At 40.3% G+C, this 12,887-nt stretch carries 11 protein-coding genes; 6 read left to right on the top strand and 5 right to left on the bottom strand.

All coding sequences use genetic code 11. The features are described 5' to 3' along the window. Positions 1-92: 92 nt before the first annotated feature. Positions 93-2,237 carry an AmpG family muropeptide MFS transporter gene (locus tag AC4CU0_RS05935; RefSeq protein ID WP_490742689.1) on the bottom strand — a complete coding sequence of 715 codons (2,145 nt, stop codon included), beginning with the start codon at positions 2,235-2,237 and terminating at the stop codon, positions 93-95. 205 nt (positions 2,238-2,442) lie between these two features. On the opposite strand from AC4CU0_RS05935, the gene AC4CU0_RS05930 reads away from it, so the two are divergent. Continuing rightward, the gene (locus AC4CU0_RS05930) at positions 2,443-5,091 is read left to right on the top strand and encodes a Lon protease family protein (protein ID WP_490743468.1); all 2,649 of its coding nucleotides are present in this window, start codon (positions 2,443-2,445) and stop codon (positions 5,089-5,091) included. A gap of 182 nt (positions 5,092-5,273) precedes the next feature. Here the strand turns inward: AC4CU0_RS05930 and grxD are convergent, their stop codons facing one another. After that, a complete protein-coding gene (grxD, locus tag AC4CU0_RS05925) occupies positions 5,274-5,615 on the bottom strand; it encodes a Grx4 family monothiol glutaredoxin (protein ID WP_067762767.1) in 342 nt (113 codons plus the stop codon). Between the two features lie 198 nt (positions 5,616-5,813). On the opposite strand from grxD, the gene AC4CU0_RS05920 reads away from it, so the two are divergent. Further along, a complete protein-coding gene (locus AC4CU0_RS05920; protein WP_180004879.1) occupies positions 5,814-7,025 on the top strand; it encodes an aspartate aminotransferase family protein in 1,212 nt (403 codons plus the stop codon). A 68-nt stretch (positions 7,026-7,093) separates the two neighbouring features. Here AC4CU0_RS05920 and AC4CU0_RS05915 read toward each other — a convergent pair whose 3' ends face one another. The 3 genes from AC4CU0_RS05915 to surE form a co-directional block, all read right to left on the bottom strand. Further along, entirely contained in the window at positions 7,094-8,023 is a 930-nt protein-coding gene (locus tag AC4CU0_RS05915; RefSeq protein ID WP_490742688.1) for a LysR family transcriptional regulator, read from the bottom strand. Positions 8,024-8,115: 92 nt separating this feature from the next. Next, positions 8,116-8,946, bottom strand: a complete 831-nt coding sequence (locus tag AC4CU0_RS05910; protein WP_180063556.1) for a peptidoglycan DD-metalloendopeptidase family protein — start codon at positions 8,944-8,946, stop codon at positions 8,116-8,118. Positions 8,947-9,060: 114 nt separating this feature from the next. Next, the gene (gene surE / locus AC4CU0_RS05905; RefSeq protein WP_490742687.1) at positions 9,061-9,834 is read right to left on the bottom strand and encodes a 5'/3'-nucleotidase SurE; all 774 of its coding nucleotides are present in this window, start codon (positions 9,832-9,834) and stop codon (positions 9,061-9,063) included. 116 nt (positions 9,835-9,950) lie between these two features. On the opposite strand from surE, the gene AC4CU0_RS05900 reads away from it, so the two are divergent. The 4 genes from AC4CU0_RS05900 (at position 9,951) to AC4CU0_RS05885 (ending at position 12,840) form a co-directional block, all read left to right on the top strand. Further along, positions 9,951-10,325 (top strand): MCR_0457 family protein, encoded by a 375-nt coding sequence (locus tag AC4CU0_RS05900; protein ID WP_168377836.1) that lies wholly within the window; start codon positions 9,951-9,953, stop codon positions 10,323-10,325. Between the two features lie 227 nt (positions 10,326-10,552). Further along, positions 10,553-10,939 carry an MCR_0457 family protein gene (locus AC4CU0_RS05895; protein ID WP_180105583.1) on the top strand — a complete coding sequence of 129 codons (387 nt, stop codon included), beginning with the start codon at positions 10,553-10,555 and terminating at the stop codon, positions 10,937-10,939. A 118-nt stretch (positions 10,940-11,057) separates the two neighbouring features. Then, on the top strand, positions 11,058-12,206 hold the full coding sequence (gene dacC / locus AC4CU0_RS05890; protein ID WP_078191838.1) for a D-alanyl-D-alanine carboxypeptidase PBP5/6: 1,149 nt from the start codon (positions 11,058-11,060) through the stop codon (positions 12,204-12,206). Positions 12,207-12,309: 103 nt separating this feature from the next. Further along, the gene (locus tag AC4CU0_RS05885) at positions 12,310-12,840 is read left to right on the top strand and encodes a gamma carbonic anhydrase family protein (RefSeq protein WP_168377838.1); all 531 of its coding nucleotides are present in this window, start codon (positions 12,310-12,312) and stop codon (positions 12,838-12,840) included. Positions 12,841-12,887 lie beyond the last annotated feature (47 nt).

Here is a 12,887-nt window from a genome sequence, read left to right as displayed (position 1 = left end):
TTGTCCAAAACCGCAGATACGCTTAGGCTATTTATAAGCTTAGAATAAAAAAGCCCGTCCAGATTGAATGGGCTTTTTTAATTTAAATTGAATTATGAATTGGATTTTTGTTCATGTTCTTTCAATAGCTTGGCGACCCAAACCACTAAAATCAAAATCGGAATACCAATTAAAGTCGTCATCAAGAAAAAGTTTGGATAACCGATATTGGTCACAATCGTACCTGAGTAACCGCCTAAAATTTTAGGGGTTAAAGTCATTAATGAACTAAAGATGGCATATTGAACCGCTGTGAAAGAAACACTGGTCAAGCTCGATAAAAATGCAATAAATGCCGCGCCTGCAAGACCTGACGCCAAGTTATCGACAATGATCGCGAAATATAGCCACAGCGAACTATAAGGCTTAATGACCTTACCTTTGATGTCCACATTTTGTTCAGCACTAGCCAAATTAATCGGTTGAATATCAACACCAAGCACACCCGCCATATTGGCCGCTGTATTCACTTGATATGCTAAATCGACACTCTTTTTCACTACATCATTTTCTAGCAGTTGAGCCGTTAATGTTTTTTGCTTTGCTGTTTCGAGCGCTTGCCCTGGAATTGCAGCACTAAAAACACCGGTTTTATCAAGCTTCGCGTCGAATGGTTTAGCATCCAAAATAATTTGAATTTTTTGATTTTCTTTTAACTCGCCTGCCAAGTATTGTCCACGGACCACGATACTATTTGCAGTCTCTTGAGCTGAAATCGTGTTATCTGAAGTCACTGGCAACAACATCATTGCTGAGTTTGCAAAAGCATTATTCAGATACGGCAAACTCACCTGTATTGGATGTTGATTCTTAGACTGATAATCCGCACTGACCTGAATATTTTGATCAGCCGCCAAGACTGCTTTTGGAATTTGAACTGCCCAAGCTCCCGTGTCATCCGGCGTCGCTGTATATTGCTGCCCTGCTACATTTACAGTGACATCGCTCAATGGCTGACCTGATTTGACCAGGCCGATAAAAATCAAGTTTGTTGAACTTGCTAGTATCGCACCGACAAACATTAATTTCATAATGTTCATGCGCTGCGCTAGCAAACCACCAAGGAAGCCACCAACCAAGCTGAAAATCACACCATAGACTTTTACAGCTTCAGCAATCTGCTCTTTGGTGAAGTTTAAATCTTGATAAAACACATTAGAAATGACGCCGGCGATAATATCGGAAATACGGTAAAAACCAATAAGTAACAACAGTACTAAAGCCAGTTTTAGACCATAGCGCTTAAAGAAATCTGCAACTGGATTAACCCAAGTTTCAAATGCCATCTGCTTATTTACAGCACCTGATTTCACCAAAACTGAACCGATGCCAAAAGCAACCATAGCTGAACCAATAAAGCGTACAGCCTCTAAACAGAACAATGCAAATGAGTCTGAAATTTGCCACTGCTCTTTCAAGCTTTCAACCGCAACACCTGAATAGATATAACTCAAAACAAAAGCAACCACCGCAGCAAAAAATACAGCGACTAAGCGATAATAATCGGTCCGTTTATAATGCTTTTGTACACGGTCAACCTGCGGCTCACGTATCGATAAAGTTGTGATAATACCGATAACCATTACAGCAGCCATTGCAAGGTAAGTATATTTCCAAGCTTCATAAATATAGTTACCTTTGGCCGTGCCTAAATATGCCGCCAAAAATAACGCCCCTGCACCTGCCACGATCATGCCGATACGATAACCTGCATTATAAGTCGAAGCTAAAACGGTCTGCATTTCAGTTTCTGCCAACTCAATACGATAAGCATCAATCACAATGTCTTGCGTTGCGGCAGAAAAACCTAGCAATACAGCGCCAGCGGCCATTTGGTAAATATAGCTTTGTCCTAAAGCAGGATCTGAAAATGCCATGATACAAATTGCACAGATAATGAGAACCTGAGCGATCAACAACCATGCACGGCGCCGTCCGAGTTGTTTAGTTAAAAATGGCACAGGCAACTCATCAATTAATGGCGCCCAAACAAACTTAAATGAGTAGCCAAGCGCTGCCCAACTAAAAAAAGTCACTGCACTTTTATCAATTCCTGCTTCACCTAACCAAAGCGATAAACTGGAAAAGATCAGTAAAATTGGGATACCGGCCGAAAAGCCAAGAAAAAGCATAATCAGCGCACGTCGGTCTAAAAATGCAGTAAAAGCAGATTTCCATCCTGAAGCTTGTGTTGTCATGACTCAGTTATTTTTGTCAAAATCGAATGTTGCTATTCAAGCGCTTAATGACATCGGTTTCAACAACATTTATGAAATCATTGTTTTATTTTATCGATATTTCGCATGCTGTTGCTTGATCTTTGGCATTAAACCTGTATACCTTAATCACATATCTCTATTCTTTAGTTTTTTGGATTCAACAGTGACCCAGCGACTTGAACAAATTCACTCTTCTTTATCAACCACCATTAATGAAACCAACACAAAAAACTTAGCAGAAACAGTAACGACACTAAAGAGCGCTTTTGATCAACCCGAAATACAGAATACTTTAACTAAAACCCAGTTGCAGCCGCTTCAGCTGACGCATACGCCTGAGCTTAAAAAAATACCGACGTCTACCAAGCGGATTAAACCACTCAATGACTTTTTAGGACAAGATCGTGCCCGAGCTTCGGTTGAAGCTGGCATTGCATTGCCCTATTCAGGCTATAACATTTTTGCTGTAGGTACCGCAGGCTTAGGTAAGCGCACCATGATTAAGCGCTTATTACAACAACACGCTAAAAATATGCCAACGCCTTCAGATTGGGTCTATGTCAATAATTTTAAGTTTCCGCGTGAACCAATTGCGCTAAAACTTCCTTCTGGTCAAGCGACAAAATTCCAAGCGTTATTACATCAAAGTTGGCAAACCATATTAAAACAGCTTGAACGTCGCTTCACCGCAGAAACCTATCACAATCGCATTGAAATGATTCGCCAACATGCTGGTGATGAACAACATCTTGCTTTAGTTGAATTAACCCGAGAAGGTGAAGAGCTCGATCTTAAACTGATTTCTCAGGATGATGATCATTGTTTCGTTCCGATGCATTTGGTCGATAACAAATACCAAGAAATGTCGAAAGAAGACATCAATGCTTTAAGCAGCAAACAACGTGCTGAAATTGCATCAAACGTCCGTTATATGGATAAAAAACTTGAACGTCTTGGTCTACATCTTGGTGATCTTGAAGATGACGCACGCGATAAAGTTCAGGTTTTAAACCGTGAAATTGCTAAACAAGTCGTCATGCCGCGTATTGATGTAATTCAAAATAAATTTAGCATGGTTGAAGGCTTGGAAGATTATCTGAAGCAATATGCAGATGACATCATTCAAAATGTTGAGTTTGTGCTTGAGCAAGAAGAAGATGACTTTACACCTGGCCTATTTAATCGAGTGCCATCTCGCTACCAAGCTAACATCATCGCTACACACAAACCAAATGCTGGTGCGCCAGTTATTTTTGAAGATTTCCCAACCCATTACAATTTGCTAGGTCATGTCGAACAACTGACCCAAAATGGCACCATCACCACAGACTTTACGTTAATCCGTCCTGGTGCATTGCATAAGGCCAATGGTGGATTCCTCATCTTGGAAGCTGAACAACTTTTAGAGCAGCCTTATGCATGGCAAGGTCTAAAACGTGCATTAAAGTCAGGACATTTAAAGCTGTCTTCACTTGAACATATGCTTACATTGACAGGCAGTATTTCGATTGAACCTGAAGCTATTGATTTAAATATCAAAGTGATCCTGCTTGCTGAACCTGATATTTATTACGATATTTTAGAACTCGAACCAGAACTGGGCAGTGTCTTTAAAATTCGTGCAGATTTTACCGATACATTACAACGTAATGACATTAATGAGCAGGCATATATGCAGCTAATTGCTGACTATGTGCAAACAGACAAACTTCTGCCGTTTGACCGTACGGCTCTCGCAGCACTGTTAACTGATTCAAGTCGTCAAGCTGAAGATCAAAGCTCTTTGTCATTACATGCCCTCACCTTAGGTGATTTGATTCGTGAAGCACATCATCATGCAGCACTTGCTGGCGATAAAATGGTGACAGAAACACATATCAACACCGCTCTTGATCATCGTAAATACCGTCTAGGCTACTTACGTGAATTGTATTGGCAAGATCTCAGTCGCGGTACACAGTTAATCGAAACCAAAGGTCATCGATTCGGGCAGATCAACGCCCTCTCTGTCATTCAATATGCAGATGTTGAATTTGGTTTACCGTCACGCTTAACGGCTTCGGTTTATCAAGGCGGCGGCGATATTTTAGATATCGAGCGTAGTGTAGAACTTGGTGGTTCTTTACATGCCAAAGGCGTCCTGCTGATGTCGAGTTTCTTAAAGGCACACTTTGGTCGTGAACAAATTTTACATTTTTCTGCTGCCCTTGCCTTTGAGCAAAGCTATGGCCAAGTAGATGGCGACAGCGCAACTGTTGCAGAGCTTTCAGCTCTGATTTCCGCTATTAGCCAATTACCGATCGATCAATCATGGGCAATCACTGGCTCAATGAACCAATTGGGTCAAGTTCAACCGATTGGTGGTGTAAATGCCAAGATTGAAGGCTTCTATGATGCATGTAAATTACAAGGGCTAACAGGCAAGCAAGGTGTGATTATTCCACGCCAAAATATGCAGCACTTGATGTTACGCAAAGATGTGATTGAAGCTGTGCAACAAGGTCAATTCCATATCCATGCCATTGATACCATTGACCAAGCGTTAGAAATTTTGATGGCGCGTCCAGTAGGCACTCTTGATAGAAAAGGTCATTATAGCAAAGGCTCAATCTACGCTGCTGTCATGGAGCAACTTGAATACTGGCAAGCGATTGAAGATGGTGCTGAGTTTGAGGAAGAAGAGCCAAAGAAAAAGAAAAAAAAGAAGAAGTCAAAAAAGGACAAAGATAAAAAGGCAAAGAAGTCTGAAGCTCAAGACAGTACTGCTAAAAATGGGACTGCTGAAAACGAGCAACGTGTTGAAGAAAGTCCGACTGAAGACAATCCGTCATAAATGTTCGATTAGATAATTCATTTGTTGATTTTTCCACCATTCATTGCACTTTAAATGCCTTTGAAATGGTGGAAAAACGCATAACCCCAGACTTTTTAGATAATTAAGTCATAAAAAAAGCGCCTTAAAGGCGCTATTTTTTATCTGTATCCAATGATTAAAATCATCAAATACATATCCAATTAAGCTTCAGGAGCTGGGCTATATTGTTCAACTAAAGGTTGTAATTCACCTTTTTGGAACATATCAAGCATAATGTCACTACCACCGATCAATTCACCATTGATCCATAATTGTGGGAAAGTCGGCCAGTTTGCAATTTGTGGAAGAGTTGCGCGAATATCTTGATTTTCAAGAATATTTACATAAGCAAACGGACGACCAATTTGACTGAGCGCTTCTACTGCACGCGCAGAGAAACCACACTGTGGAAACTGTGGAGTGCCTTTCATGTAAAGTAGAACTGCATGTTTAGCAATTTGGTCACGAATTAACGCTTCTGTATCGCGTGCTTGTTCAGTCATTGATATATCCTCAATAAATCTGCTTCGCATTATACCCAAAACTGAGTAAAACAATATGACTAAAGCAATATTTCACGTTTTATTTACATTTCAGCTTTTCAAGTGAGTCATATTTTGCTTATATAGACCTCTTGATGCTCATATATATATGGCGTCTCCTCTATATTATTTCAATCACCTGACAAATTAGAGTTAGTCATGAATAACATTACCCTTGCCCCAGTACAAACTGATCAACCATCGCACTTGATGCCAGTATTTGGCCGCCAACCGATCAGCTTTGTCCGAGGTCAAGGTGCTCACCTGTATACCGCAGATGGCACAGAATACTTAGATGCACTGACAGGGATCGCTGTTTGTGGTTTAGGTCACTCACATCCTGCAATTACAGCTGCAATTGCTGAACAGGCAGCGACCCTCATTCATACCAGTAACTTATTTGAAGTGCCTTGGCAAACGGCTGCTGCGCAAAAATTAGCTGAAGTTGCGGGTATGGAAGAAGTTTTCTTCTCAAATAGTGGTGCAGAATCAAATGAAGGTGCAATCAAAATTGCACGTAAATTTGGTCATATGCAAGGTGTCGCAACACCAAAAATTATCGTTGCTGATCATTCTTTCCATGGTCGTACCATGGCAACCTTATCTGCAACAGGTAACAAAAAAGTTCAAGAAGGCTTTGGCCCATTGGTTGAAGGTTTTATCCGTGTACCTTTCGGTGATATCGAAGCGATTGAGGAAGCGGCGATTCACCACCCTGACATCGTAGCGATTTTGGTTGAGCCGATCCAAGGTGAAGGTGGTGTAAATACTGCACCTCAGGGTTTTAGCTACCTAGAAGAAATTCGTCAAATCTGTAATCAGCACAACTGGTTAATGATGCTTGATGAAGTGCAAACAGGTAATGGTCGTACAGGTAAATACTTTGCGTATCAACACACTAATATTGTTCCTGATGTGCTAACTACAGCTAAAGGTCTGGGTAATGGCTTCCCTATCGGCGCAGTCATGACTCAAGGTCGTGGTGTTGGCGTTTTAACAGCGGGTAACCACGGTTCAACTTATAGCGGTACAGCATTAGGTTCACGTGTGGTTTATACCGTGATTGATACCATTCAAAAAGAAAACCTTGTTGAAAATGCTGCAAATATGGGGGCGTATCTTGTTGAGCAATTCACAGAGCAACTTTCAGAGCAAAATGTGACTGTTCGTGGTTTTGGTTTAATGGTCGGCATTGAATTACCAAAAGCATGTGGCGAACTTGTGAATATTGCACGTGATGAGCATCACTTGATTATTAACGTAACAGCAGGCTCAGTGATTCGTTTATTGCCTACGCTGAATATCAATAAAGAACAAGCGGATATCTTGATTGAACGCATTGTTAAAATGGTGAAAAACTTTCTAGCGTAATATGTGCCGAAAGTAAAAAAAGCCGCTAATTGCGGCTTTTTTTATATCTTCTTCAAATTTTTTTGTTTTTATGAGGCTTCTTGGTATACACGTCCGCCTGGTAATTGACTGAAATACAATTTTAATGCATCTAGGCAACGATGAATTTTAGTAGGCTGTTGATCACGTTTAGACATCACAGCATATAGAGTGAATGATGGTAAACGCCATTCTGGTAAAACTTCAACAAGAGAACCGTTTAATAAGTCTTTTTGCGTATCTAGATATAATATTCTTGCAATGCCATGTCCTTGTTGGCAGATTGCTTTTGCAGCAAATACATTATTTGTTGTAAATCGGGAATGCACATCCAATGCAACCTGCTCTTTAGTCACTGCATTTTCAAATGCAAAATGCTGAAAGTTTTTAACCAAATTTATTTGAACCATATCATGATTTTGTAAATCTTCTGGTCGTGTAATTAAACTGGTTTGGTTGATATAGCTTGGTGCAGCAACGAGAACTTGTTCAACATGTGCCAATGGCACCACATGAAACTGTTGATCATCAATTTTTGAACTCATGCGTAGCGCAATATCAATGCGGCCATCAATTAAGTCGATATATTGATTATCTGCTTCTAGATGAACGGATAAACCGCGATGTGCAGACATCCAATGTGACAATGCAGGAATCACATGATTCGCACAAAGTTCTGGTGTCGATGCAATTCGTAATTCACCGACTAAGTCGTCACGAAGTTCATTGATACGAATTTTGCCGCGCTCTGCGGCAGATAGCATCTCTTGGCAACTATGAAAAAAAGCTTGTCCAGCTTCTGTCAAACTTAACTTACGTGTAGAACGATGTAAAAGAATGACTTCCATATCCTGCTCTAGTGAGCGGATTTGCTGACTCACGGCACTCGTGGTAATACCTAACTCACGAGCAGCACCGCTAAACGAATTTTTTTCCACAACGCAAGCAAAGACACCCATTGCTCGAAGTTGATCTAACATAAATTTCCCTCATAAACTTATGAGAAGCTTCATCTTTCGATAAAAGCAACTCATTGTATTATACGGGGATATTTTGCTTTTGCATTATATATTTAATTATTTGGTAAAACTGCAGTTGGATTGATTGGTTTACCATCTAAACGCACCTGAAACTCAAGCATCGTACGGTTTGTACCCGATGAACCCATCTCACCAATTTGCTGCCCTGCTTTCACAGTATCGCCACTTTTGACATTCATTTTACTGTTATGTGCATATGCAGTGATATAGCCATTAATATGCTTCACCAAAATTAAATTGCCGTACTCTTTAAGACCATCGGCGGCATAGACCACTTGACCATCAGCTGCTGCAAAAATAGGATCACCTGTATTACCTGCGTAACGTGTTCCTTTCACATTCGATGCTAAATTATAGCCTTGTAATACCGTAGGACGCGATACTGGACTCACCCAACGTAAACTTGAAGAACTGACCACTGGAGTTGGAACTGTAGTTCGCGTCACTGTCGATGGAGTGGTTGAAGCTTGAGTCACGGGCGCTGTTTGCGTTGGCATTGCAATCGTTTGGCGTTGAATTGGTGCCGCTTGAGTCATGGCTTGCGTAGACGTTGTACGACGTGAGCCGCCATTTTTAAGGCGAATGGATTGTCCAACATAGATGCGATAAGGCTGCGCAATATCGTTCATTTCTGCAATGCTGACATAGCTCAAACCATAGCGAGCGGCAATGCCACTTAAAGTATCTCCCGAACGAACTGTATAATAATCCGGAGCAGTCGCATAACGGGTCGCATTATTAATTTGTGGTTTTGACGCACAGCCAGTCATGACCAAAGTCGTAACAACCGCAGCAGATAAAACAAGGGTCTTAAATAATGCTGCAGGAGCGGTAATAACGCGATATTGTGACACCAGGGACATCATCTTCCTCACTAATAATTCAAATATAGTCATTATGAATGGGCTAAGATTAGCAAAAATCCACTCTAAAAAAGTTGCGGCATAACCATTTTCACAAAGTTATAACACTAATACTTAAATTTTAGATAACTCTGCGTGTAAGTTATTCAAAATCTCATAGTTTGTAGCATCCATTTGTATAGGAGTTACACTGACATAACCATTTGCCACGGCAAAGAAATCTGACTCGATATCGGTTAAGCCTTTCTTAGGCTCTGCCACTGCCTCGCCTGCCAAGCCAATCCAATAGACTTGACGACCACGCGGGTCTACATGACTGGTAATCGGTTTGGACTGTAAACGTCGCCCTTGATAGGTCACTTTAGTGCCTTGAAGTTCAGCGACATCTGGAATATTGATATTAAAAATATGTCGTGCAGGTAGCGCAGGTAAGCCATTGGCAATAAAGTCATGCACCCATTGTGCAGCTACGACATAATCTTCAGGGTTGTTATAACTACGCACATTCGGCCCAGCCAAAGACACGGCTAGCGCAGGTTGTTTCATTAGACGACCTTCAAATGCGGCACCGACCGTCCCTGAATACAGCACATCATCACCCAGATTTGCGCCGCTATTGATCCCACTCACCACCAAATCAAATTCAAAATCGAACAGACCATTCATTGATAAATACACACAGTCCGCAGGTGTGCCATTTACCGCCCACATATTTGGTGCAATTTCGACAGGTCGTAATGGTCGATCTAAAGTCAGTGCACTTGAAAAACCACTGCGTTCACTTTCAGGTGCAACAATCACCACACGACCGAGAGGACGCAATGCATGTGCTAAAGCTTGGATACCGGGAGCAAAAACGCCATCATCATTGGCAATTAATATATTCACAACTAAATTTCCATTACTAAAAAATTAAAAATGACTCGCAAGAACATTTTATTGAAATATATGAATAATTATATATATTTACATTTCAACATCCAGCATAAATGTGTGTGTACAAAATGAATAAAACCGTAGCACTTCGTGGTTTATTGGGCTTTGCTCTAGCAGCTTGCATGACTCAAACTGTGGTCGCAGACAATGACTTCACTCAAGAAGAAGCCAATACCATCGTAAAAGAAGACATTGCATCTGCACAAGTCATGTTAGAAGTATGCCCTGCGATTATTGGTCAAAATGCAAAATTTGATGCCAACATTCAAGCACTCACTAAAACATATCTTGCTGATTATTCTGATAAATCAATGACTTTAGAAAAACTACAGTCTGACAGCGAATATAAATCAGTTCTTGAAGAAGCACGTCAAGCTGCTAAAGAAACTGATAAAGCTGAACAAAAATCAGTTTGTGATGACGTTTTAAATTATGAAGGTTAATTGATCATTCAGATTTGGACGTCCTCTCAATAGGTTAGTCCTAATTGCATCAAACCTGCCAAAAAAGGATGACGCTTTATAGCCTCATCCTTTTTTCTTTCACAATGTATTGATTTCTAAACAGCTTCAATACAATTTTCTACTGATCTCTACCCAAAATATGATTAAGCTTGGCTAATAAATTTTAGCTATTTGATATCTTTTAGGTTATTTAACAGGTTATTTAAATGAAAAACTCTTTTGTAAAATCTCTTTGTGCCCTTAGCCTTTCTGCTTTTGCGTTCACCACCATGTCTGCACATGCCGCAGATGAAAAAATTGAAGTGACTCCTACACCTCAAGTGACCAGTCAAGAACTTGCAGCTATTTATGTACTTTCTGAAGTTTGTCCAAAACTGGTGAATGACAAAGATCAGCCGAAGTTTGAAGCGGGTTATGCAAAATTAGCCAAAGAATATATGCCGAATGAAAAGAACCCTGTAAATGCCTTACAACAGCTCAGCAAACAAAAAAGTTTTAAAGACGCTTTAAAAGAAGCGCAGTCTGATGCGAAGAAAGCTGGCGATAAGAAAAATGGTACGATTTGCAAAGAATTGACTGCTTACAGCAAATAATACCAATTGGTTACAATACTTTTAAAATAAGCGCTTGCACCCCATAGCAGTCCGCCTAGCTTTGTCCTAAAATGCTAGGCTCTTTGTGCTTATACCTAAGTTATTGGAACCACCCAGAATGACCCGAAAAACCGCCCTTGCCGCATTACTACTTGCACCTAGTTTTTCATTCGCGGCAACTGTCCTTTCTGCACCACCTGAATTAAATAATAAATCTTATGTGCTGATGGACTATGAGACAGGGCAAATCCTTGCTTCTAAAAATGAAAACGAAAAATTAGCTCCTGCTTCAATGACAAAAATGATGACCAGTTACATCATTGAGCAAAAGTTATTAAGCGGTGAACTAACTGAAAATGAAAAAGTACGTATGAATGAGTCGGCTTGGTGTCGCGGCAGCAGCACTGAGTCATGTATGTACGTTCCGCTCAACGGTACTGCAACTGCATTAGAAATGTTACGTGGCATTATCATTCAGTCGGGTAATGACGCTTCTAAAGCTATGGCAGAACATATTGCTGGCAATGAAGGCACCTTTGCCCACATGATGAACCAAGAAGCGAAACGTATTGGCATGGTGAATACTCAATTCATCAATGCGACAGGTATGCCAGCTGAAGGTCATTTCTCGACTGCCAAAGATATGGCGACTCTAGCGCAACATATCATTCATGACAGTTCAAAATACTATCCGATCTACTCTGAAAAAGAATTTACGTTCAATGGCATTAAGCAAGGCAACCGTAATGCCCTGCTTTATACTGACCCAAGTGTAGATGGTTTAAAAACTGGCCATACTGAAGAAGCGGGCTACTGCTTAACGACTTCAGCTAAACGTGGTCCTTTACGTTTAATTTCAGTGATCTTTGGTGCGCCAAGCATGAACGAGCGTGCATCTCAAACACGTGAAATTTTAGCTTGGGGTTATGCAAACTTTGAAACTGTAAAAGTTCAACCTGCTAAACAAGTGCTTGCAAAAGCAAAAGTTTGGTACGGTAAAGACAATGAAGTTCAAGTAGGTCTAGCTGAAAACTTTAACGTGACGATGCCTAAAGGCGAAGCGAACGCCATTAAAACTCAATTGGTTGTTCAACCAAAATTAACTGCTCCTTTAAAACAAGGTCAAGTGGTCGGTAAATACGTTGCAACGCTTAATGGCAAAGTCATTGCTGAAAAACCACTTGTGGCTCTACAAAATGTTGAAGAAGCTGGTTTCTTTGCAAAAATGATTGATCACATCAAACAATTCTTTAGCAACTTATTCTAAGTTTGATGAAGACTCGATATTAAGACTAAAGTGAAAGCATCTAGATTTCGGTCTAGGTGCTTTTTTATTTTATACTGCCTAAAAACCTGTAGATGACTTTCCTATGAGCCAAAACATTCGCCCTTATTTAGACACTGTTCCACGTATTGCTGACTCTTGTTATATCGATGAAATGTCAGTCTTGATTGGCGATGTTGTATTGGCTGAAAATGTCTCTGTTTGGCCATTTGCTGTGATTCGTGGTGATGTAAACCATATTCGTATTGGTAAAAACTCTAATGTGCAAGATCACTCAATGTTGCATGTGAGTCATAAAAAAGCCGATAAGCCTGAAGGTTCTCCACTGATTATTGGTGAAGATGTGACAATTGGTCATCATGTGAAATTACACGGTTGTACCATTGGTAATCGTGTTTTAGTCGGTATTGGCACGATTATTTTGGATGATGTAATTGTTGAAGATGATGTGATGATTGGTGCTGGTTCACTTGTTCCACCAAATAAGGTTTTGGAAAGTGGTTATTTATATGTGGGCAGTCCAGTCAAAAAAGTCCGCCCCCTAACCGATAAAGAAAAAGCATTTTTACCGTATTCAGCGCAGAATTATGTGAAGGTGTCGGGAAATTATAAATAAAATAGATTTTGCATAAAAAAATTATTTAAAATAAAGGGCATCATAGA

The sequence above is a fragment of the Acinetobacter sp. LipI_15 genome, from assembly GCF_058242865.1.
The sequence above is the reverse complement of the archived record's forward strand: the minus strand, read 5'-3'. Positions and strand labels throughout refer to the sequence as shown.

Excerpts from the sequence above, each read along its gene's own strand:
- AC4CU0_RS05935 (WP_490742689.1), bottom strand. The coding sequence starts at position 2,237 with ATGACAACACAAGCTTCAGGATGGAAATCTGCTTTTACTGCATTTTTA.
- grxD (WP_067762767.1), bottom strand. The coding sequence starts at position 5,615 with ATGACTGAACAAGCACGCGATACAGAAGCGTTAATTCGTGACCAAATT.
- AC4CU0_RS05920 (WP_180004879.1), top strand. The coding sequence starts at position 5,814 with ATGAATAACATTACCCTTGCCCCAGTACAAACTGATCAACCATCGCAC.
- AC4CU0_RS05915 (WP_490742688.1), bottom strand. The coding sequence starts at position 8,023 with ATGTTAGATCAACTTCGAGCAATGGGTGTCTTTGCTTGCGTTGTGGAA.
- AC4CU0_RS05910 (WP_180063556.1), bottom strand. The coding sequence starts at position 8,946 with ATGTCCCTGGTGTCACAATATCGCGTTATTACCGCTCCTGCAGCATTA.
- AC4CU0_RS05900 (WP_168377836.1), top strand. The coding sequence starts at position 9,951 with ATGAATAAAACCGTAGCACTTCGTGGTTTATTGGGCTTTGCTCTAGCA.
- AC4CU0_RS05895 (WP_180105583.1), top strand. The coding sequence starts at position 10,553 with ATGAAAAACTCTTTTGTAAAATCTCTTTGTGCCCTTAGCCTTTCTGCT.
- dacC (WP_078191838.1), top strand. The coding sequence starts at position 11,058 with ATGACCCGAAAAACCGCCCTTGCCGCATTACTACTTGCACCTAGTTTT.
- AC4CU0_RS05885 (WP_168377838.1), top strand. The coding sequence starts at position 12,310 with ATGAGCCAAAACATTCGCCCTTATTTAGACACTGTTCCACGTATTGCT.